At 56.8% G+C, this 21,387-nt stretch carries 23 protein-coding genes; 11 read left to right on the forward strand and 12 right to left on the reverse strand.

What is annotated here, in order from left to right:
- Positions 1–60: 60 nt before the first annotated feature.
- The gene (gene nadE / locus CWM58_RS01015; protein ID WP_061154927.1) at positions 61–888 is read right to left on the reverse strand and encodes an ammonia-dependent NAD(+) synthetase; all 828 of its coding nucleotides are present in this window, start codon (positions 886–888) and stop codon (positions 61–63) included.
- 282 nt (positions 889–1,170) lie between these two features.
- Between nadE and osmE the strand changes: the two genes are divergently transcribed.
- The 8 genes from osmE to chbG all read left to right on the forward strand — a co-directional run bounded on the left by osmE (position 1,171) and on the right by chbG (position 7,095).
- Entirely contained in the window at positions 1,171–1,509 is a 339-nt protein-coding gene (osmE, locus tag CWM58_RS01020; protein WP_008807747.1) for an osmotically-inducible lipoprotein OsmE, read from the forward strand.
- A gap of 278 nt (positions 1,510–1,787) precedes the next feature.
- A complete protein-coding gene (gene chbB / locus CWM58_RS01025) occupies positions 1,788–2,108 on the forward strand; it encodes a PTS N,N'-diacetylchitobiose transporter subunit IIB (RefSeq protein WP_002901547.1) in 321 nt (106 codons plus the stop codon).
- A gap of 19 nt (positions 2,109–2,127) precedes the next feature.
- A complete protein-coding gene (locus CWM58_RS28285) occupies positions 2,128–2,244 on the forward strand; it encodes a hypothetical protein (protein ID WP_032425961.1) in 117 nt (38 codons plus the stop codon).
- Positions 2,245–2,255: 11 nt separating this feature from the next.
- Positions 2,256–3,614: a PTS N,N'-diacetylchitobiose transporter subunit IIC gene (gene chbC, locus CWM58_RS01030; protein WP_008807749.1), complete on the forward strand. Its 1,359-nt coding sequence runs from the start codon at positions 2,256–2,258 to the stop codon at positions 3,612–3,614.
- A gap of 53 nt (positions 3,615–3,667) precedes the next feature.
- Complete coding sequence (gene chbA, locus CWM58_RS01035; RefSeq protein WP_004179419.1) at positions 3,668–4,015, forward strand: PTS N,N'-diacetylchitobiose transporter subunit IIA; 348 nt, start codon at positions 3,668–3,670, stop codon at positions 4,013–4,015.
- A 27-nt stretch (positions 4,016–4,042) separates the two neighbouring features.
- Positions 4,043–4,867 carry a transcriptional regulator ChbR gene (gene chbR, locus CWM58_RS01040; RefSeq protein WP_061154926.1) on the forward strand — a complete coding sequence of 275 codons (825 nt, stop codon included), beginning with the start codon at positions 4,043–4,045 and terminating at the stop codon, positions 4,865–4,867.
- A gap of 110 nt (positions 4,868–4,977) precedes the next feature.
- Positions 4,978–6,324, forward strand: a complete 1,347-nt coding sequence (locus tag CWM58_RS01045; protein WP_100679993.1) for a 6-phospho-beta-glucosidase — start codon at positions 4,978–4,980, stop codon at positions 6,322–6,324.
- Between the two features lie 12 nt (positions 6,325–6,336).
- The gene (chbG, locus tag CWM58_RS01050; RefSeq protein WP_100679994.1) at positions 6,337–7,095 is read left to right on the forward strand and encodes a chitin disaccharide deacetylase; all 759 of its coding nucleotides are present in this window, start codon (positions 6,337–6,339) and stop codon (positions 7,093–7,095) included.
- A 57-nt stretch (positions 7,096–7,152) separates the two neighbouring features.
- Here chbG and katE read toward each other — a convergent pair whose 3' ends face one another.
- The gene (gene katE / locus CWM58_RS01055; protein ID WP_100679995.1) at positions 7,153–9,411 is read right to left on the reverse strand and encodes a catalase HPII; all 2,259 of its coding nucleotides are present in this window, start codon (positions 9,409–9,411) and stop codon (positions 7,153–7,155) included.
- Positions 9,412–9,601: 190 nt separating this feature from the next.
- On the opposite strand from katE, the gene cedA reads away from it, so the two are divergent.
- Positions 9,602–9,856 carry a cell division activator CedA gene (cedA, locus tag CWM58_RS01060; protein ID WP_206056615.1) on the forward strand — a complete coding sequence of 85 codons (255 nt, stop codon included), beginning with the start codon at positions 9,602–9,604 and terminating at the stop codon, positions 9,854–9,856.
- A gap of 59 nt (positions 9,857–9,915) precedes the next feature.
- Here cedA and CWM58_RS01065 read toward each other — a convergent pair whose 3' ends face one another.
- From CWM58_RS01065 to hxpB, 4 genes are all read right to left on the reverse strand, one after another.
- Entirely contained in the window at positions 9,916–11,307 is a 1,392-nt protein-coding gene (locus tag CWM58_RS01065; RefSeq protein ID WP_061154921.1) for an L-cystine transporter, read from the reverse strand.
- Positions 11,308–11,442: 135 nt separating this feature from the next.
- On the reverse strand, positions 11,443–12,033 hold the full coding sequence (locus CWM58_RS01070; protein WP_002901611.1) for a metal-dependent hydrolase: 591 nt from the start codon (positions 12,031–12,033) through the stop codon (positions 11,443–11,445).
- A gap of 91 nt (positions 12,034–12,124) precedes the next feature.
- Positions 12,125–12,886: a 2-dehydro-3-deoxy-D-gluconate 5-dehydrogenase KduD gene (gene kduD, locus CWM58_RS01075; protein ID WP_032730134.1), complete on the reverse strand. Its 762-nt coding sequence runs from the start codon at positions 12,884–12,886 to the stop codon at positions 12,125–12,127.
- 149 nt (positions 12,887–13,035) lie between these two features.
- Positions 13,036–13,704 carry a hexitol phosphatase HxpB gene (hxpB, locus tag CWM58_RS01080; RefSeq protein WP_012968454.1) on the reverse strand — a complete coding sequence of 223 codons (669 nt, stop codon included), beginning with the start codon at positions 13,702–13,704 and terminating at the stop codon, positions 13,036–13,038.
- Between the two features lie 188 nt (positions 13,705–13,892).
- Between hxpB and CWM58_RS01085 the strand changes: the two genes are divergently transcribed.
- Positions 13,893–14,429, forward strand: coding sequence for a YniB family protein (locus CWM58_RS01085; RefSeq protein WP_008807758.1), 537 nt, complete (start codon positions 13,893–13,895; stop codon positions 14,427–14,429).
- A gap of 29 nt (positions 14,430–14,458) precedes the next feature.
- Here the strand turns inward: CWM58_RS01085 and yciA are convergent, their stop codons facing one another.
- The 4 genes from yciA to CWM58_RS01105 form a co-directional block, all read right to left on the reverse strand.
- Positions 14,459–14,857: an acyl-CoA thioester hydrolase YciA gene (gene yciA / locus CWM58_RS01090; RefSeq protein ID WP_008807759.1), complete on the reverse strand. Its 399-nt coding sequence runs from the start codon at positions 14,855–14,857 to the stop codon at positions 14,459–14,461.
- Between the two features lie 107 nt (positions 14,858–14,964).
- The gene (locus tag CWM58_RS01095) at positions 14,965–15,504 is read right to left on the reverse strand and encodes a septation protein A (protein WP_008807761.1); all 540 of its coding nucleotides are present in this window, start codon (positions 15,502–15,504) and stop codon (positions 14,965–14,967) included.
- 54 nt (positions 15,505–15,558) lie between these two features.
- On the reverse strand, positions 15,559–16,302 hold the full coding sequence (locus tag CWM58_RS01100) for a YciC family protein (RefSeq protein WP_061154920.1): 744 nt from the start codon (positions 16,300–16,302) through the stop codon (positions 15,559–15,561).
- A gap of 25 nt (positions 16,303–16,327) precedes the next feature.
- Positions 16,328–16,741: a YkgJ family cysteine cluster protein gene (locus tag CWM58_RS01105; RefSeq protein ID WP_061154919.1), complete on the reverse strand. Its 414-nt coding sequence runs from the start codon at positions 16,739–16,741 to the stop codon at positions 16,328–16,330.
- A 269-nt stretch (positions 16,742–17,010) separates the two neighbouring features.
- On the opposite strand from CWM58_RS01105, the gene ompW reads away from it, so the two are divergent.
- Positions 17,011–17,649: an outer membrane protein OmpW gene (ompW, locus tag CWM58_RS01110; RefSeq protein WP_100679997.1), complete on the forward strand. Its 639-nt coding sequence runs from the start codon at positions 17,011–17,013 to the stop codon at positions 17,647–17,649.
- Between the two features lie 84 nt (positions 17,650–17,733).
- Here the strand turns inward: ompW and ybiX are convergent, their stop codons facing one another.
- A complete protein-coding gene (gene ybiX, locus CWM58_RS01115; protein ID WP_100679998.1) occupies positions 17,734–18,411 on the reverse strand; it encodes a PKHD-type hydroxylase YbiX in 678 nt (225 codons plus the stop codon).
- Positions 18,412–18,459: 48 nt separating this feature from the next.
- Positions 18,460–20,778, reverse strand: coding sequence for a catecholate siderophore receptor Fiu (locus CWM58_RS01120; protein WP_413773483.1), 2,319 nt, complete (start codon positions 20,776–20,778; stop codon positions 18,460–18,462).
- Positions 20,779–21,387: the final 609 nt, after the last annotated feature.

Genomic DNA, 21,387 nt, shown 5'->3' on the forward strand with positions numbered 1-21,387 from the left:
GCGGTTTTTGCGGCGAAAAGCGCAAAAAATAACCCCGGCGCGGGCCGGGGCGGGGAGGGACTATTTTTTCCAGAAATCATCAAAGACGGTGATCGGTGGCCGACGCTTGTGTTCGGTTTTCAGATACCAGCCTTCGATCGTTTTAGCGATACTGGGGTCCAGCGTTTTGCCTTCCAGATAATCGTCGATGTTCTCGTAGGTGACACCCAGCGCCACTTCATCCGGCAGGGAGGGGCGATTGTCTTCCAGGTCGGCGGTCGGCAGCTTCTTATACAGATGTTCCGGGCAGCCGAGATGGGCCAGCAGCTGTTTGCCCTGACGTTTGTTCAGGCGGAAAATTGGATTGATGTCGGTGCCGCCGTCGCCATATTTGGTGAAGAAGCCGGTAATCGCTTCCGCCGCATGGTCGGTGCCGACCACCACCCCTTTGGTCATTCCGGCGATGCTGTACTGGGCCTTCATCCGCTCACGGGCTTTTTCGTTACCGCGAACAAAGTCGCTCAGTTCGATCCCCGCTTCGCGGAGCGCCTGTTCACTGGCCAGTACCGAGGCTTTGATATTCACCGTCAGCACCCGGTCAGGCTGGATAAAGGCGATGGCGTCCTGGCAGTCCTGCTCATCCGCCTGCACGCCATAGGGCAACCGAACGGCAATAAACTGCAGGCTGCTGTCGCCCGTTTCGGCACGCAGTTCATTAATCGCCATCTGGCACAGTTTCCCCGTCAGGGTGGAGTCCTGGCCGCCGCTGATACCCAGCACCAGCGATTTAATAAACGGGTAGGTCTGCAGGTAGGACTTCAGGAAATCGACGCTGCGGCGGATCTCGCCGGCGACATCAATCTGCGGCTTTGCGCCCAGCGCCTGAATAATCTCTTGTTGTAGCGTCATCGCGCCCTCCGAAAGTGAATCTGTTTGGCAAGCTGTTGGCTTAAAGCTACCTCTTTGCCGCTGAAACGACAAGGACCGGGGTTTTGACTGCCGGAAAAGAAGGCAATCAATGACATAGGATTTCATTATAGATGCCACTACGCGGGAGAAACTGCCGGTCGGCAGCGGCGCGTCAATCCTGTTTACGCAATAACACAATCAGACATGATTTCGCTGTTCGGCTTGAAAAATAACACTATTTATTCCAGGCTTATCGTTACACAGTAGAAGAGAGGAACCAAAATGAACAAAAGCTTAGCAGGAATACTGGGCGTCACCGTCGCGTTAACCTTACTGGCGGGCTGTACCGCTTACGATCGTACCAAAGACCAGTTTACCCAGCCGGTGGTGAAAGATGTGAAGAAAGGGATGTCGCGTCAGCAGGTGATGCAGATCGCTGGCAAACCTTCAACGGAAGTGACCATGGTTCATGCCCGCGGCACCTGCCAGACCTACATCCTCGGTCAACGGGATGGTAAAGTAGAGACCTACTTTGTGGCCCTCGACGACACTGGCCATGTGATTAACTCCGGCTACCAGACCTGCGCCGAGTATGATACTGACCCGCGCAACGCCAAGTAAGCTTCCTACTGTTTACTGAGCCCTACGTAAGCCCGACCACTGGTCGGGCTTTTTTGCGAGTACTGATGCTTATTTAATTGCGCGAATTATTTGGGTGAAAATGTGAGGGTAGTCAAAACCAGAGGTCAATGAGAGACAATTCTGTTCAACAGCGAATTATCCTGGTGGCTCAGCTTGCCGTATACTCAACCCATAAACAGAATTAACCGGATGTTACCAGTCTTACCGGCTCTCAGCGGTTACTGAAGGCCCTGGTCTCACACATTGAGGAAGCGTTCATGGAAAAGAAACACATTTATCTCTTCTGCTCGGCAGGCATGTCTACATCACTGCTGGTCTCCAAAATGCGGGCGCAGGCGGAAAAATACGAAGTCCCGGTCATTATTGAAGCTTATCCTGAAACCCTCGCGGGTGAAAAGGGACCGGAAGCCGACGTGGTATTATTAGGGCCACAAATTGCGTATATGTTACCGGAAATTCAGCGCCTGCTGCCGAATAAACCGGTAGAAGTCATCGATTCTCTTCTGTATGGCAAGGTGGATGGTTTAGGTGTATTGAAAGCCGCCGTCGCGGCCATTAAGAAAGCTGCAGCACAATAATTTTAACTTTTAAAACTCGATGTATTTTGACGCCTGGCGGCACTCTGTTGCCGGACGTCAAAAAATAAAGAGTTTATTTTCCCGTCAAAGAGTAATTTCATACATCATCGCCGTAATAGTTTATTGCGGCTTTTAAGGGTATTGACTATGAGTAAAGTGATCGACTCGCTTGAAAAGGTACTCCTTCCTTTTGCAGTGAAAATAGGAAAGCAGCCGCATATTAATGCGATTAAAAACGGATTTATTAAGTTAATGCCGTTGACCCTCGCCGGGGCCATGTTTGTATTAATTAACAACGTTTTTCTGAGCTTCGGCGAAGGCTCTTTCTTTTATTCTATGGGCATTCGACTGGATGCCTCCACCATTGAAACCTTAAACGGCTTTAAGGCTATCGGCGGAAACGTCTATAACGGTACCCTCGGCATTATGTCGCTGATGGCGCCGTTCTTTATCGGCTCCGCGCTGGCGGAAGAGCGCAAAGTCGACCCGATGGCCGCGGGCCTGCTGGCGGTGGCGGCCTTCATGACCGTGACCCCATATAGCGTGGGTGAAGCCTATGCGGTGGGCGCCAACTGGCTGGGCGGGCAGAACATCATCTCCGGGATGATTATCGGTCTGGTCGTCGCGGAACTGTTCACCTTCGTGATCCGTCGTAACTGGGTGATCAGACTGCCGGACAGCGTGCCAGGGTCAGTATCGCGCTCTTTCTCCGCGCTGATCCCGGGCTTTTTGATCCTCTCCATCTTCGGCATTATTTCGTGGGCCCTGTCGAGCTACGGCAGCAACTTCCACCAGATCATCATGGACTCTATCTCCACGCCGCTGGCGGCGATGGGCAGCGTAGTCGGCTGGGCATACGTAATCTTTAACTCCCTGCTGTGGTTCTTCGGCGTGCACGGTTCCCTGGCGCTGACGGCGCTGGATAACGGCATCATGACCCCGTGGGCGCTGGAAAACATCGCGCTGTATAACCAGTACGGCTCTGTTGATGCGGCTATCGAAGCAGGCAAACAGTTCCACTTCTGGGCCAAGCCGATGCTCGACTCCTACATCCTGCTGGGTGGCTCCGGGGCAACGTTGGGTCTGATTATCGCCATCTTTATCGCTTCCCGCCGCGCTGACCATCGTCAGGTTGCGAAGCTGGCGTTGCCGTCAGGCATCTTCCAGATTAACGAACCGATTCTGTTTGGTCTGCCGATCATTATGAACCCGGTGATGTTTATCCCCTTCGTGCTGGTCCAGCCGATTCTGGCAGCCATTACGCTGGCGGCTTATAGCTTAGGGATTATCCCACCGGTGACTAACCTGGCGCCGTGGACCATGCCGACCGGTCTGGGAGCGTTCTTTAACAGTAACGGCAGCGTTGCCGCCCTGCTGGTGGCCCTGTTCAACCTTGGCGTCGCGACTCTGGTCTACCTGCCGTTTGTGGTGCTGTCGAATAAAGCGCAGACCGTCATCGAGCAGGAAGAGAGCGAAGAAGACATCGCTAACGCACTGAAATTCTGATACCGCGCGGTACGGGCAATGTCCCGTACCGCCTGATAAATGAGGGAAATATTATGTTTGATCTGGACAACATCGACGCGGTAGAAACCCCGGAAAATGACCTCGAAGAGGTGGTGATGGGGTTGATTATCAACTCCGGACAGGCCCGCAGCCTGGCCTATGCCGCCCTGAAGCAGGCGAAGCAGGGCGATTTTGCCGCGGCGAAAGCGATGATGGAGCAGTCGCGTCAGGCGCTGAGCGAGGCGCATCGTGTGCAGACCCAGCTTATTGAAAGCGATGAGGGCGAAGGAAAAATGAAGGTCAGCCTCGTGCTGGTACATGCCCAGGATCATCTGATGACCTCGATGCTGGCCCGCGAGCTGGTCGCGGAATTGATTGAGCTGCACGAGAAGGTACAATAGGCCATCGCGACGATGAGGCAGCCCAGGATGATGACCACCGAGATCAGTACCGCCAGAGAACAACAGCTGTTCAACGGGAAGAACTTTCATGTGGTCATCTATAACAAAACGGAAAGCGTGAGCGGGCTTCACCAGCATGACTACTACGAATTTACCGTGGTATTAACCGGGCGCTATTACCAGGAGATCAATGGCAAACGGGTGCTGCTGGAGCGCGGAGATTTCGTCTTTATCCCGATGGGTTCGCACCACCAGAGCTTTTACGAATTTGGGGCGACGCGCATCCTTAACGTCGGCATCAGCAGACGCTTCTTTGAGAAACATTATCTGCCGCTGCTGCCGTTTGGCCTGGTGGCGTCGCAGGTTTATGCGGTGCAGAGCGCTTTTCTCGGCTACGTTGAGTCGGTCATCGCCTCACTCAATTTTCGCGAAACGGAATTTGACGAATTTATCGAGCTGGTTTCCTTTTATGTCATTAACCGTTTACGCCACTATCGCGAAGAGCCGGTTGCCGATGTTATTCCGCAATGGCTAAAAAATACCGTAGAGGCCATGCACGATAAGCTGAAGTTCGGTGAGGGCGCGCTCGAGAATATGGTTCAGCTTTCGGGGAAAACGCAGGAATATTTAACCCGGGCGACCCAGCGCTATTATGGTAAAACGCCGATGCAGATAATTAATGATATCCGTATCAACTTTGCTAAAAAGCAGCTGGAAATTACCAACTATTCGGTGACGGATATTGCGTATGAGTCAGGCTACAGCAGCCCGAGCCTGTTTATTAAAACCTTTAAAAAACTGACGTCGTTTACGCCGAGCAGTTATCGCAAACATTTGACCAGTATTAATTAAACCCGCGCGGTTTTAGCCGCCCGGTTTATACCGTAAATCATTCAAGTTAACTGTCCGCATTGTTGCGGAGAGCGGCCTGCGTCCAGGCGTAGCGCCCAAGGGAGAAAAAGATGAGCCAGAAATTAAAAGTAGTCACTATTGGCGGCGGCAGCAGCTATACCCCGGAATTACTGGAAGGCTTTCTGAAACGTTACCATGAACTGCCGGTCACTGAACTGTGGCTGGTGGACGTGGAAGAGGGCCAGGAGAAGCTTGATATTATCCATGCGCTGTGCGAGCGGATGGTGGAAAAAGCCGGCGTGCCGATGAAGGTCTATAAAACGCTGGATCGCCGTGCGGCGCTGCAGGGCGCGGATTTCGTCACCACCCAGCTGCGCGTGGGCCAGCTGAAGGCGCGTGAAAAAGATGAGCGTATTCCGCTGAGCCACGGCTACCTGGGCCAGGAGACCAACGGGGCGGGCGGGCTGTTTAAAGGGCTGCGCACCATCCCGGTGATTTTCGATATTGTGAAAGATGTGCAGGAGATTTGCCCGGACGCGTGGATCATCAACTTCACCAACCCGGCGGGCATGGTCACCGAGGCGGTCTATCGCCACACCAGTTTCAAACGCTTTATCGGCGTGTGCAACATTCCTATCGGCATGAAGATGTTCATCACCGACGTGCTGCAGCTGAGCCCAAGCGATGAGCTGAATATCGACCTGTTCGGTCTGAATCATCTGGTGTTCGTCCGCGACGTGCTGGTTAACGGCGTTTCGCGCTTCGATGAACTGCTGGACGGCGTGGCCTCTGGCCGCCTGACCGCGAACTCGGTGAAAAATATCTTCGATCTGCCGTTTAGCGAGGGGCTGATCCGCTCCCTGCGCCTGATCCCGTGCTCCTATCTGCTCTACTACTTTAAGCCAAAAGAGATGCTGGCGATTGAGATGGGCGAGTACTATAAGGGCGGCGCGCGCGCTCAGGTGGTACAGAAGGTGGAGAAACAGCTGTTTGAGCTATATAAAAATCCAGATCTCAAGGTTAAGCCGAAGGAGCTGGAGCAGCGCGGCGGCGCCTATTACTCCGATGCCGCTTGCGAAGTGATCAACGCTATCTATAACGACAAGCAGACTGAGCACTATGTGAATATCCCGCATCATGGCCACGTGGATAATATCCCGGTGGACTGGGCGGTCGAGATGAGCTGCACCTTAGGTCGCGACGGCGCGAAGCCGACGCCGCGCATCACCCATTTCGATGAGAAGGTACTGGGGCTTATCTACACCATCAAGGGGTTCGAAGTGGCGGCCAGCCAGGCGGCGATCAGCGGCGAGCTGAATGACGTGCTGCTGGCGCTGAACTTAAGCCCGCTGATCCATTCCGATCGTGACGCCGAGCAGCTGGCGCGGGAGATGATTCTGGCGCATGAAAAATGGCTGCCGAACTTTGCGGCGACTATCGAAAAACTGAAATCTTAACAGGAGCGGCCAATGGAACGCGTATTGATCGTCAATGCCGACGACTTCGGCCTCAGTAAAGGGCAGAACTACGGCATTATCGAGGCCTGCCGCAACGGCGTGGTGACATCGACCACGGCGCTGGTCAACGGCGCGGCCATTGACCACGCCGCCCAGCTGAGCCGCAGTACCCCGGAGCTGGCGGTCGGGATGCACTTTGTGCTGACGTTGGGCGAGCCGCTGTCGGCCATGCCGGGATTAACCCGTGATGGCCGGCTGGGCAAATGGATCTGGCAGCAGGCAGAAGAAGGTAGTCTGCCGCTGGAGGAGATCGCCCACGAGCTGGCGTGTCAGTACCGTCGTTTTGTCGATCTCTTTGGTCATGAGCCGACGCATCTCGACAGCCACCACCATGTGCATATGATCGCCCCGATCTATCCCATCGTGGCGGCCTTTGCCCGCGAGAAGGGTATCGCGTTACGTATTGACCGCCAGGTGGCGGCGCAGAGTGGGCTCGATCAACAGGCGGCGCGCAGCAGCGCAGGCTTCAGCAGCGAGTTTTACGGCGAAGCCGTCTCTGAGGAACTGTTTCTGCAGACGCTGGATGCCTCAATGGCCCGCGAGGAACGCTCCCTGGAGGTGATGTGTCATCCGGCTTTTGTCGATCAGACCATTATGGGCAGCGCCTACTGCTACCCGCGGCTGGGTGAGCTTGATGTGCTGACGTCAGCCTCGTTGAAAGCGGCGGTGGTTGATCGGGGTTATCGCCTGGGAACCTACCGCGACGTCTAAGCCCGATGGTGGAAAGGGAAAGTGAATCAAGCCCGGCACCGTGTGCCGGGCTTTTTACTACGCCGGAATAGCGGCGATTTTTGGACTTCTCGACCACACGCGATGCGCCGTCATCAGGGCGAGCAGTGTGTCCGCCGCTGGCGTGTCGAGAGCATCGGTGACGATAACCCCCTCTTCACCCTGGGCTGGGACCTGCAGAACGGACGTCAGCTGTCGCGCATCCCCTGCCAGCAGGATCGGCTTCAGATGCTTATAGGCTTCCAGCAGGTAATAGCGCGCGTCGCCGCTCTGGCTTAGGGCGCTGAGGTCGCCGCCAGGCACCACTACCGCATCCACCGTCAGCGATGGGGAACCGGCGAAGGTGCCGGCGATCGGCAGGGGAGAGCCATCGTCGGCGATGACTTCGCCCATCCGCGAGTAGAGCAGCTTGCTGTGCACGCCCTGGGCCTGCAGCGCCTGCAGGAGATGGACCAGATCCTGCGCCGAGGTGCGTTCGTTGAGCAGCACTGCCACTACGCGGCCTTTCACATCCCCTTCGGCGTCGGCGTAGAGGCTGAGGCTGGGGTCTTTCTCCACGCCGTTAACCGGGGAGGGCAGGGTAATGTTACGCTGATCGTCGCTCAGTTCGATACCTAAGTTCGCCCCGACCGCTTCCGCCAGCTTAGTGTCAATGTGGGCCAGATGATCGACCACCCGCTCGCGGATCCAGGTGCGGACCACTTTGCTGAGCTCGAAGCTGAAACCATCGATAATATGCTGCTGCTCAATCGGTGTCTGGCTCAGCCAGAACAGACGCGGCTGGGCGTAATATTCGCCGAACGAAGGGCTGCGCTGGCGGATTTTTTCGCCGTCGACGCGCTCGGCGAGGGACTCAAAGCCGCCGCGTTTGGCCGCTGGCGGCGTCTCGCGCGGCCAGTTGTCGTTAATGGAGTTGGGCTCATAGTTGGCCGGATTGGTGTCAATGTCCATCCGGTGCATCCCGTCGCGCTGGAAATTGTGATACGGGCAGGTTGGACGGTTGATGGGGATTTCATGGAAGTTCGGCCCACCCAGGCGGCTAATTTGCGTATCGGTGTAAGAGAAGAGGCGCCCCTGCAGCAGCGGATCGTTGCTGAAATCAATGCCCGGTACGATATGCCCGGGATGAAAGGCCGCCTGTTCGTTTTCGGCAAAGAAGTTGTCCGGATTGCGGTTGAGGACCATCTTGCCGACGCGCAGGACCGGCACCAGCGCCTCGGGGATCAGCTTGGTGGGATCGAGCAGATCGAAGTCAAAATCAAACTCGTTCTCCTCGGGGATGAGCTGCAGGCCAAGCTCAAATTCCGGGTAGTCCCCGGCTTCGATGGCCTCCCACAGGTCGCGGCGATGAAAATCAGGGTCGCGGCCGGTGAGCTTCTGCGCTTCATCCCACACCATCGACGCCTTGCCGGCCACCGGTTTCCAGTGGAAGCGAACGAAGGTGGCTTTGCCTTCGGCGTTGATCAGGCGGAAGGTGTGAATACCAAAGCCTTCCATGGTGCGATAGCTGCGCGGGATCCCGCGGTCGGACATCGCCCACATCACATTGTGCAGCGTTTCCGGTTGCAGGGAGACATAGTCCCAGAAAGTATCGTGGGCGCTCTGTCCCTGCGGGATGGCCCAGTGAGGCTCAGGCTTCACGGCGTGGACAAAGTCGGGGAACTTCATCGCGTCCTGGATGAAGAAGACCGGTGTGTTGTTGCCGACCAGGTCGAAAATCCCCTCGTCAGTGTAAAACTTGGTAGCGAAGCCGCGAATATCGCGGACGGTGTCCGCCGACCCCGCGCCGCCCTGCACGGTGGAGAAGCGCACAAAGACCGGGGTGATCTTATCGGCTGCCGAGAGAAAATCGGCTTTGGTCAACTCTGTCAGGCTTTTGTAGGGCTGAAAGTAACCGTGGGCGGCAGAGCCGCGGGCATGAACGATACGCTCAGGAATACGCTCATGGTCAAAGTGGGTGATCTTCTCCCGCAGAATGAAATCTTCCAGCAGCGTTGGGCCGCGGGCGCCGGCGCGTAGCGAATTCTGATCGTCGGCAATACGTACGCCCTGGTTGGTGGTCAGCGGAAAGTCTTCTCCGCCTTTACGCTGCGGCTCAAGGGCGTCAAGTTTGCTGCTGTGGGTTTCCGGTGCTTTCAGGCTGCCGGGGGCGGTCGGTTCGGCGCCTGGGGCGGTGGGTTTTGGCGTGGGTCGCCACTCCCGGTCATCCGGTGCCAGCGAGTCGAGACCCGGTTTCGCTTCCTCGCTGTCGTGGACCGGTGCCTGCTGGTGGTGAGGGTTTGGGTGCTTATCAGACATTACTCGTCTCCTGCTTTCATTGCTAAAAGTGGTCGTTGATAAACCAAAACCCTTCTAACTATAGAACATTACACTGCCTGCGCCCGGCGCAGGGGCATGGAGTTATCCTAAAATGCGCATCGGCGGCAGGGGGGCGACGAACGGGTCCACAATCGGCTATGATAGAGGTTTCTGTTTCCCGCTCTGTTTAGTGAATCCATTTGTTATGAAATCATTGCGCCAACAAAATCGCCCTGTCATTAGCTACGTGCCGCGCGTGGAGCCTGCGCCCCCGGAACATGCCGTGAAAATGGACCATTTTCGCGATGTCTGGATTTTGCGCGGGAAGTATGTCGCCTTTCTGCTGATGGGGGAGCATTTTCGCCGCTCACCGTCGTTCAGCGTGCCGGAGTCGGCGCAGCGCTGGGCTAACCAGGTGCGTCAGGAAGGTGAGATTGAAGCCTGAATCTGCTGCAGAAATAAAAAAACCGCTGAGCTATCAGCGGTTTTTTTTGTGCTTGCCGTTTAGCGGTGCGCCAGTTCGGCCTCTTCTTCGCTATCGAAAATCGACTTGTCGGTCTGGCGCAGCCACTGGCTGGTCAGGGTCCCGGCGGTCATTGAGCCGTTAACGTTCAGCGCGGTACGCCCCATATCGATCAGCGGTTCGACGGAGATCAGCAGCGCTACCAGGGTCACCGGCAGGCCCATCGCCGGCAGGACGATCAGCGCGGCGAAGGTGGCGCCGCCGCCCACCCCGGCTACGCCCGCCGAGCTGACGGTGACGATGCCCACGAGGGTGGCAATCCACATCGGATCCAGTGGGTTGATGCCCACGGTCGGCGCGACCATGACCGCCAGCATGGCCGGGTAGATACCGGCGCAGCCGTTCTGGCCGATGGTGGCGCCAAAGGAGGCGGAGAAGCTGGCAATTGACTCCGGCACGCCCAGGCGTCGGGTCTGGGCTTCCACGTTCAGCGGAATCGACGCGGCGCTGGAGCGGCTGGTGAAGGCGAAGGTGATCACCGGCCAGACTTTGCGGAAGTACTTCAGCGGGCTGACGCCGTTAATCGCCAGCAGCAAGCCGTGGACGACAAACATAATGCCCAGCGCAATGTACGAAGCCACCACGAAGCCACCAAGTTTGATGATGTCCTGCAGATTCGACCCGGCAACCACTTTGGTCATCAGGGCCAGTACGCCGTAAGGAGTCAGCTGCATCACCAGACGAACCAGCTTCATCACCCAGCCCTGCAGGGTATCGATGGCCGTCAGCACGCGCTGGCCTTTTTCCACATCCTCTTTCAGCAGCTTAAGCGCCGCGACGCCGAGGAACGCTGAGAAAATGACGATGCTGATGATGGAGGTCGGGTTAGCCCCGGTCAGGTCAGCAAACGGGTTCTTCGGCACAAAGGAAAGGATCAGCTGCGGTACGCTAAGATCGGCCACTTTCCCCACATAGTTGCTCTGGATGGCGTTCAGACGGGCGGTTTCTGCGCTACCCTGGACCAGCCCCTCGGCGGTGAGGCCGAACATATTGGTCACCAACACACCAACCAGCGCGGCGATAAGCGTGGTGAACAGCAGGGTGCCGATGCTCAGGAAGCTGATTTTTCCCAGCTGAGAGGCATTATGCAGCCGGGCCACCGCACTCAGGATCGAGGCGAAGACCAACGGCATCACAATCATTTGCAGCAGCTGGACATAGCCATTACCGACGATATTGAACCACTGGATGGAATCCTTCAGCACCTGGCTGTCAGACCCGTAGATCAGCTGCAGGGCCAGACCAAAGACCACACCAATGGCCAGACCAACCAGCACTTTCCTGGCCAGGCTCCACTGTTTATGGCGAGTTTGCCCCAGCGCAAACAGTAATACGGCGAACACGACTACGTTCGCTATTAATGGAAAGTTCATCCCCGTTCTCCTGATATTTTTATAACCTGGGCTGGTGGATAACCAGCTCTTATGACGGCAAGGTTAGCAGAAGGCGTTATCAAGGACTTATATTCAAATGGAATGGGTTATAACCAAATGGCGTTTTCCGGCGGTTTATCGGCCACTCTGGTGACTAATAAAGCGGTTGAAGGTGATTTGCAGGGAATTGATCACCCCGGATGACCAGCGTATCGCGCTGTTGTCCGCCAGCGTCTGGGGCATCCAGACGGCATAGACGAACAGCGCCATGCATAAAGCGCGCTCCAGTTGGTTACCCTTGCGCGGCGCGAGGATCGGCAGCCGGAAGCGCCAGCGGCAGGGCCACAGCAGCGGCACCCCGGCGGGGGTGAGCATATCGGCGAGGATGTGGCTGAGATAGCCCAGCACCAGCCCCTGGAGGGCGTCCGCCGGAACAATCCAGCTGTCAGGCACTTTCAGATAGAATAGTGTCAGCGCGCCAAAGACGGCCAGCAGGCTGTGGGTAAAGCCGCGGTGGCCAAAGGCCCGCGCCACGGGCTTTGAGATCCAGCTCAGCCGTTGGCCGAGAAATGACTTAGGGTGATCGATGTCCGGCAGCAGGCAGGTCAATACCGCAGAGGGCACAATATGCCACCAGTCGCCCTGCGCCAGCACCGGCGTTAACTCTGCGTTTTTGGCAAATACTGCGCAGGCGATTGAAAAGAAGAGATGGCCTTCCGCCGTCATGATAACACACCCTAAACTGTCGATTCATACAGTATAGGGTTTTTATACAGTGTACGGAAGAGGTGACGGTGTAACTCTTTGTCACAAATTCTCAGCGTGCCAGCCATCCGCCATCGACGGCCAGCGTATAGCCGTTAATATAGTCGGCGGCGGCCGAGGCGAGAAACACCACCGGCCCCTGTAGGTCTTTTGGTTCTCCCCAGCGACCGGCGGGAATGCGCTCGAGGATCGCCTGGTTACGCTCTTCATCTTCGCGCAGCGCCTGGGTGTTATTGGTGGCCATATATCCCGGCGCAATGGCGTTGACGTTGATGCGCTGTCCGGCCCATTCGTTGGCCAGCAGGCGGGTCAAACCCAGCACGCCGCTTTTCGAGGCGGTGTAGGAGGGGACGCGGATCCCGCCCTGAAACGAGAGCATCGAGGCGATGTTAATTATTTTGCCGCCATCGCCCTGGCGAATGAACTGCCTGGCGACCGCCTGGCTGAGAAAGAAAACCGCTTTGAGATTCAGATCGATCACCGCATCCCAGTCGCTTTCTGTGAAGGTCAGGGCATCATGGCGGCGGATAATCCCGGCGTTATTGACCAGAATATCGACCCGACCCATCGCCGCGACCGCCTGGTCGACCAGCACGCTCATCTCATCCTGAAGGCTGAGATCCGCCTGAATGGCATGAAAGCGGCGGCCCAGCGCCTGAACCTGTGCCGCCGTGTCATGGGGAATTTTACGGTTGATGCCGACGATATCGCACCCGGCCTGCGCCAGGCCCAGCGTCATTCCCTGTCCCAGTCCGGTATCGCAACCGGTCACGATGGCGACCTTACCCGTCAGGTCGAAGGCGTTCAGTACCATATTCACCTCTGTCAGCTGATCTTCAGGCGTACGATGACGCCACCTGTGACCAGCATAGAGGCAGGAAAACAAAATTACAATTAAAATGAAACGATGTTTTGATTTTATTGCCGGCGGCGTGACAGCGATCGCGTCACCCGCCAGCGGCCTTACCCGAGCAGGGCTTCGGCGGTCAGGGCCTGCAGTGACGGGAGCTTGACGTCCGCCAGCACGAAGCGCGGGTCGCGGCTGTTCTCCGCTTCCGGTACCACGATAGCGCGCATGCGCGCGGCTTTGCTGGCGATCATGCCGTTGACCGAATCCTCCAGCGCGACGCAGCGCTGCGGGTCGACTCCCAGGGCAGCGGCGCAGTTGAGGTATACCTGCGGGTGCGGTTTGCTCCAGGGCAGATGTTCCGCGGAGGCGAGCGCATCAAACTGGTCGCGCAGTTCGAACATGTTGAGCACTTTCTCCAGCATCACCAGCGGCGAGGCCGAGGCCAGCCCCACCTTTAAGCCCTGAGCTTTACACAGGGCCACTGCCTCGCGTACGCCCGGTAGCAGCGGGCGTGAGGCTTCCACCAGCTCGATGGCGCGACGGATAATGCGCGCGGTGGCTTCTGCGCGATCGACGCCGTGCCACGGCTGCTGCGCGTACCACAGATCCACCACCAGGTCGATTCGCAGACCAAGCAGGTCGGGCAGTTCATCGCGGCGGCGGGTATCCACCCCCAGGCTTTCCATGACCTCGACCTCCGCCTGATCCCAGAGCGGCTCAGAATCAATCAGCAACCCGTCCATATCAAAAATCGCGGCCTCAATGCGGCGCTTCGCTGACATATGTCCTTCTCCTGTTGCGTAATCAGATAAACGAATCGGCATTCATGGTATATCATACCGCGCGTTATTGGGCGAAATTCGCCGTGGAAGATAGACTTATACCCGACACATTCGGGTAAGCGAGGAGCGCCTGCGCCACGCAACAGGCGGCAGGCGAATCACCAACGCGTCTTTAACAAGGGGAACTCATGACGTACCAACAAGCTGGACGCATAGCGGTTATCAAACGCATTTTGGGATGGGTCATCTTTATTCCCGCCGTGCTGTCGACGCTGATTTCTGTGCTCAAATTTATGTATGAGCACAGTGAAAAGAAACCCGGCATTGACGCGGTAATGATGGATTTTGCGCATGTCATGATTGAGATGATGCGCTTTAACACCCCGTTCCTGAACTTTTTCTGGTACAACTCGCCGCTGCCGGATTTCCACCACAGCCTGAACATCGGCTTCTGGATCATCTTCATTCTGGTGTTTGTCGGCATGGCGCTGCAGGCCTCCGGCGCGCGGATGGCGAGGCAGGCGAAATTTCTTCGCGAGGGGATTGAGGATCAGCTGATCCTCGAGCAGGCCAAAGGCGCAGAAGGGTTATCCCGTGAGCAGCTCGCTGAGCGGATCGTGGTACCGCGCCATACCATCCTGGTGCAATATTTCCCGCTGTATGTGCTGCCGGTGATCGTGATTATTATCGGCTACTTCTTCTTCTCGCTGCTGGGCTTTCTGTAAGCCAGGTGCCCGGTTAGCCGGGCACCATCTTATTCTGCCGGCAGAGCCCGCGGTTTACCCTGATTATCGACGGCAACGTAGATAAACAGCGCTTCCGTCGCCTTATAGCGCTGGCCAATCGGTTCAGAAGAGACTTTTTTCACCCACACTTCGATGTTAATCGTCACCGAGGTGTTGCCGCGCTTCACGCAGCGGGCGTAGCAGCACACCACGTCGCCGACGGCGACCGGGCGTAAAAAGGTCATCCCATCCACGCGCACGGTCACCACGCGACCCTGAGCGATCTCTTTGGCCATGATGGCGCCACCGATATCCATCTGCGACATCAGCCAGCCGCCAAAAATATCCCCGTTGGCATTGGTATCCGCCGGCATTGCCAGGGTGCGTAAAACCATTTCGCCCTTCGGGGCAAGATCTGTAGTTGTCATGCTCTACTCTGTTGTGGTCAAAGACGATCAGCGGGATGCTACTATGAAAACGGGGCGGTGAGAATAGGGGAAAGCGCCCGCTGAGGCGGGCGCAAGCTGCCGGGGAGTTAGTGGTGGTCGTCCTGCGGCATATGGCGGTAGATGTAGATCCCGCTCAGCAGGGTAAAGACCAGCGTGAGGGCGGTTAAGCCAAAGACTTTGAAGTTCACCCAGATATTCTGCGGCAGCCAGAAGGCGATATAGATATTGGCCAGCCCGCAAAGGATAAAGAACACCGCCCAGGCCAGGTTAAGCCGCGACCAGACCTGCTGAGGCAGGGCCAGCTCTTTGCCCAGCATGCGCTGGATCAACGGCTTTTTCATCACCCACTGGCTGAACAGCAGTGCGCCGGCGAACAGGGCATAAATCACCGTCACCTTCCATTTAATAAACTCATCATTGTGGAAGAAGAGGGTTAATCCGCCGAAGACGGCCACCAGCACAAAGGTGATCAGCGCCATTTTTTCGACTTTACGGTAGCGTACCCAGCTGTAGATCAGCACGATAGCGGTCGCGACGATCAGTGCGGTGGTGGCGGCGTAGATATCGTAAAGCTTATAGAAGGCAAAGAAGACCACCAGCGGTAAAAAATCCAGAAACTGCTTCATACATCGATCCCGTCTTTCAGGACGGACCGGGGAAGACCCCGATCCTGGTTAAGATTAGTTGCGGATAAGCATATACACGCGGAATAAATAGATCAGCAACAGGGCGGATATCAGGTTGCTGATGGTATTGATGACCACCGCGCCGACGTTTGGCGTCAGGACAGCAAAGCTGGAAGCGAACAGTAACAGCAGGGTTTTCGCTACCAGCCAGCCAATGATAGCCGGCGCCACCAGCCGCAGATTGGCCCACGCCAGACGCATGCTGCTGCGCATGGCGCTGAGGATACCCATTTTGTCCTGCACCAGCATGATCGGCGCAAAGGCTAACACGATGGCCAGTAGCACGCCGGGCACCAGGACCAGCATCATCCCCATCTGCACCAGGAAGGTAGTGAAGAGGATCAACAGCAGCAGCTTCGGCAGCACCGGCGCTGAGGCGCCGATGGCGCGCAGGGCGCTAACGCGATGACCGGCAGAGACCAGCTGGATCAGCAGCAGAACGCCGCCGGCGAGGATCGCATTGCCCACCAGACCCGAGAAGGTTGATGCCGCCGAGGCGCGCAGCAGGATCTGCTGTTGCTCCGGCGTCATGTTCTGCACCAGTTCGAACAGGCCGGCGCTACCGGCGAGGTTGTCGCCTTCGCTGAGTATCGACAGCTGCTCGTCACTGGGTGAAAAAGCATGGCCAAGTACTACCGTAATAAACGCGCACAACAGCGCAATCAGCAAAATGGTAATGAACTGATTACGAAAAAAATTCCCGGTGTCACGGTAGACGGACTTCGCCGTGATAGACATGCATTCTCCTTGAGTGTTGCAGGTGTTAACTAGCCGGCGATTGTACCGCAAATCGTTCCGTCGTAGCACTCTCTGCACCATTCAGGGCAGGTATATCTTTGTAAAGAGGAATCAATGGCGGTAGGCCATAGCGCGCCCGCGCCCGGTTGCAGGCGTCATTTTCCTCACCATTCTCACCGGACATGGTGAATTCGCGGCACGGTGAGGGACGGTTTTCATAAATAGTGCAGTGGACGGCGTCACCGATGTCGCCTGACAGCGCCGCGCAGCGGCTCTGGCGCTGGTTGGTGCCGCTCATGCAGCGCAGGAAAGGGGTCAGCGGCTCGGTCAGCGCGGAAGGCACCAGGCCACCGGCGTCGTCGGCTTCCGCCCAGTAGAAAGAGACACGAAAATACGCACAACAGGCACCGCACGTCATGCACGGGTTGATTTCACTCATAATTACACCTGAAAAAAACGCATCAACACAGATTGTCGGCAGTTAACTTATCCAGCCGCTTTTGCGGCGGCAAGAGGGGCAGAAATATTTTTTTTCGCGAAAAGTGAAAATTGATGTGAGAAGGATTCAAGGTATTGCGATCGGTATCAAAAATTAATCTGGATCAATAAATGTTAAATCTAAGGTTTTAGTGTGATCTAAAACAGATCAAACGTAACTCGTTATAGGTATATTTGGCCGCGCTGAAAAACCATAATGAGGAAGTGGATATGAAGAAGTTAGCAGCGGCGGCATTAATTCTAAGCACGCTTTCCACCGGCAGCGTCTGGGCGCATGAGGCGGGTGAATTTTTCATTCGTGCCGGGACCGCCACCGTCCGACCGACGGAGGGCTCTGACAATGTGTTAGGCAGCCTTGGCAGTTTCAACGTCAGTAACAACACCCAGCTGGGTTTAACCTTTACCTATATGGCGACCGATAACATCGGCGTGGAACTGCTGGCGGCAACGCCGTTCCGCCATAAGGTCGGTACCGGGCCAACCGGGACTATCGCCACCGTCCATCAGTTGCCACCCACCCTGATGGCGCAGTGGTACTTTGGCAATGCGCAAAGCAAGGTGCGCCCGTATGTGGGGGCCGGTATTAACTACACCACCTTCTTTAATGAAGACTTTAACGATACCGGTAAGGCAGCTGGGCTTTCCGATCTGAGCCTGAAGGACTCCTGGGGCGCGGCGGGGCAGGTTGGCCTCGATTATCTGATTAACCGTGACTGGCTGCTGAATATGTCAGTGTGGTACATGGATATCGATACCGATGTGAAATTCAAAGCCGGCGGCGTGGACCAGAAAGTCAGCACCCGTCTGGATCCGTGGGTGTTTATGTTCTCTGCGGGTTATCGGTTTTAAATCCTGCTGAAAACTGGCCAACGGATGGCCAGTTCATTGTCACGTCACACCTGTCTGCCAAAAGCTTTGGCCATCGATAGCGGATCATACTTCCGTCCACTGGCGCAGCAGGTTGTGATACATGTTGAGCAGGGAGAGAACCTCTTCTCCGTCGCCAAAGCGGGCCTTCAGAGACTGGATGGTGCGGTCCAGGTCGTAAAGCATCGCGCGCTGCTTATCGTCGCGGACCATCGACTGGATCCACAGGAAAGAGGCCTGACGTACGCCGCGGGTCACCGGGGTGACGCAGTGCAGGCTGCTGGCGGGATAGAGCACCAGATGCCCGGCCGGGAGCTTCACCCGGTGCTGGCCATAGGTGTCTTCAATCACCAGTTCACCGCCCTCATAGCTCTCCGGATCGCAAAGAAACAGCGTCGCTGACAGGTCAGTACGCATCCAGCCCGCCTCGCCGTTCTGACGAACGGCGCCATCGACATGAAAACCGTAGGTCTCTCCTGGCCCATAGCGGTTAAACAACGGTGCGGAAATCGTCCGCGGCAGCGCGGCGGAGAAAAACTGCGGATGGCCGCGCAGCATGTCGAGCACGGCGGCCTGCAGGCGGGCATACAGCGGCGTTCGGGTATCGATCTGCTGGTTCTGTTTGACGGCCGCCCCCTGGCTACCCACCGTAACCCGCCCGTCGACCCAGTCGGCCTGCGCCAGCTGCCGGGTAAATTCCGCCACCTGGTCTGCCGATAGCACGTCAGGAATGTGATACATCATCGCGGTGTTCTCTCTAAAAGGTGGGGCGCAACGGCCCCACGTACAGACTCAGAAGTGGACGTTCGCCGTCAGCATAAAGGTCCGGGGTTCGCCCGGATGATAGCGATAGCCGCTCTTGTTGATGGAGGCCACGTAATCGGTATCAAACAGGTTGTACATATTGAGCTGCAGATCGAGGTTGCTGTTGACCCGATAGCCCAGTTTGGCATCGGCAACCCAGTAGCCCTCGGTGTGATCCGGGGTACCGACTGCACCATCGCTGCCCCGGCGCAGGCTTCCGACATAGCGCGCACCGCCGCCGACGGACAGATCGCTGGTGGCCTGATACTGCGTCCACAGCGTAAAGGCATGTTTCGGAGTGTAGGCCAGCGCGGAAGAACCATCCTGCGCCACATTCTGCCCCTCCGTCACCGTCGCATGCTGTTGCGTGTAGCCGGCGATGATCGTCCAGTCCGGGGTCAGGTTTCCGGTTACAGAAAGCTCATATCCCTCCACGCGCTTTTTGCCGTACTGCGACCAGGTCCCGTCATCGTTGGCGGCCACTTCGTTTTCAATATCGGTGCGGAATAACGCCGCGCTGAGCAACAGACGTTTGTCGAAGATTTGCCACTTGGTGCCCAGCTCGCTGGATTTCGCCTTCTGCGGCTTAAAGTCGGTTCGGTTGGCGCTGTTGCCGCTCCCGCTGGCGGCCAGGGCGAAACTGCTGCCCCCCGGCGGTTGCTGTGAGATGGCGTAGTTGACGTAGATATTGCCCTGCTCGGTTAAGCGGTACAGCGCCCCGGCTTTCCAGTTAACCAGATTGCCGGATTTGGCGGTATCCACGGTGGTGACCGGGCTGCCCGTCGACAGTCCGGACGGGCAGGCGATAGCCCCGCGTCCGCTGCCGCCGCAGGCGGTGGCGCTGTCATATTTGGTATGATAATTGTCGAGACGCAGCCCGCCGTTGACCTCAATCCGCTCGGTTAGCGCCAGCGTATCGAAGGCATAAATCCCGAAGGTATCAGTCTGGCCGTTGGCGTTCGCTCCGTTTCTGTCCAGCCCGCCAATCGACAGGTTGCTCACCGGATGGTAGAGATTCACCGCCGGCGCGGTCATGGCGTTCACGCCATAGTTGGTCTGGTTTTCCCGGGTAAACTCCACGCCGGCGCTGACGTCATGGCCTATCGAGCCGGTATTGAAGGTCGAGGTGATATTGGTCTGGTTGGTCAGAATGCGGTTGCTGACATCTTTGGTATTAACCAGACGCGACCAGCTCCAAGTGTTGACATCATTGATATCGGGGGCGGTGATATTGCTCGCGCCGCCCATCACCGCGGTCAGAAGATACTCCTGTTTCACCCGCGACCAGCGGGTGGTATTGCGCACGGTGGTATTGTCCGTCAGATCGTGCTCGAAGCGCAGGGTGCCGCTGTCGGTGGTGGATTTATCATAATCGGAGTCGGTGCCATAGAAATTGCTGGTATCGACCTTACCGGCGGAGTTGAGCGCGGCATACTTCGGCGAAGGCGCCGAATAGCCCGGCAGGCCGACGGTAGGGATCCCGCCATCCGGGGTGTTGTTCTGCCGGACGTGCAGATAGTTCAGATACAGACGAGTTGGGGTATCGAGGCCGAAGGCCAGCGACGGCGCGATGCCATAGCGTTCGTTTTCAATGCTATCCCGACCGGCGTCATGGGTTTTTTCCCCCATCAGGTTCAGACGGAACGCGGCGTTGTCGCTAAACGCCTGGTTCAGGTCGAGCGTTCCCCGACGCGACCAGGCGCTGCCGATGCTGGCCGAACCGTCGATCCCGGAGTCAAGGCGCGGCTGCTTGCTGATCATATTGATCGAGCCGGAGGGCGCGCTGCGGCCATAGTCCGTGCCGGCGGGTCCTTTGATGACTTCCACCTGCTGGGTATTGAAGGTATCCCGCGTCACGCTGCCGATGTCGCGAATGCCGTCCACATAGATGCTGTTAGAGGTATCCACGCCGCGCATGTAGATGGCATCCCCGGTAGATGAGCTGCCATTCTCACCGGCATAAAACGCCCCGACGCCGGGGACGTTTTTGAGGGCGTCAGTCAGGTTGGTGACGCCCTGGTCTTTAATCACCTGTTCCGGGATCACGGTGATGGTGCGGGTGGTATCGACCAGCGGTTTATTGAACTTGGGATCGGCGGAGGCGCCGGGAGAGTAGAGTGAAGGCGGAGTGGCTTCCACCACCAGCGTCTCTTCACTATTTTTGACTGATTTTTCCGCTGCGATGCCCGTTGCCGGTGAGGCCCCCAGACACAGACCCGTAAACAATGCCAATGAGTTGAAACTGCCAAACGGCAGAGAAGCGTTTTTTTCCATGATAAATGCAGGCTTATTTTTTGTTATGAGCACATATCACACCGCGCAAAAGCGACGTTTTTCGTCGTCTGGCTTGCGCTGACCCGGTGTGATTCTATAAATGATAAAAGGAATAGTTATCATTCGCCTTAATATTTACATAGAAATGTTGACGTTTAAACATATTTCTTCATCGCAATTTACATGGTTCATAAATTTTGAACGAAAAGGGCGGGATTGAAGCAAAAGAGCGGCTGGAAGAGGCCGGTGACAGGCCGCGCCGCGAGGTGACAGGCGCCAGGGTTAACCCGGTGCTTCGTGGTTTTTGGCATAAAAGATGCCCTCCTTCTGCGCGAGGAGAACGCCGTTCTGGAAATTGGTGTAATGAAAAACAGGGGACCACCGATCCCTCTGCAGGCACTGTTCCGCGACCGCATTGTTGGGGGGACGACCAGCGAGCGTTCTCCCGCCGCGTGACGGAGAACGATGCCGGGCCGTATGTCGTCTGGAGCAGGTGCCGGGCCACTGCTGGCGGCGTCAGCTGGTGTGTGAGGTGTGTCGCGAGTAAAAAAAAGCCCGCACAAGGCGGGCAAAAATACTGGAAGCAATGTGAGCAATGTCGTACTGAATACCTGAGTTATTTACTCAACTATTCAGTAATGA

This window comes from Klebsiella sp. H-Nf2, from assembly GCF_002806645.1.
Lineage (GTDB): Bacteria > Pseudomonadota > Gammaproteobacteria > Enterobacterales > Enterobacteriaceae > Klebsiella > Klebsiella variicola.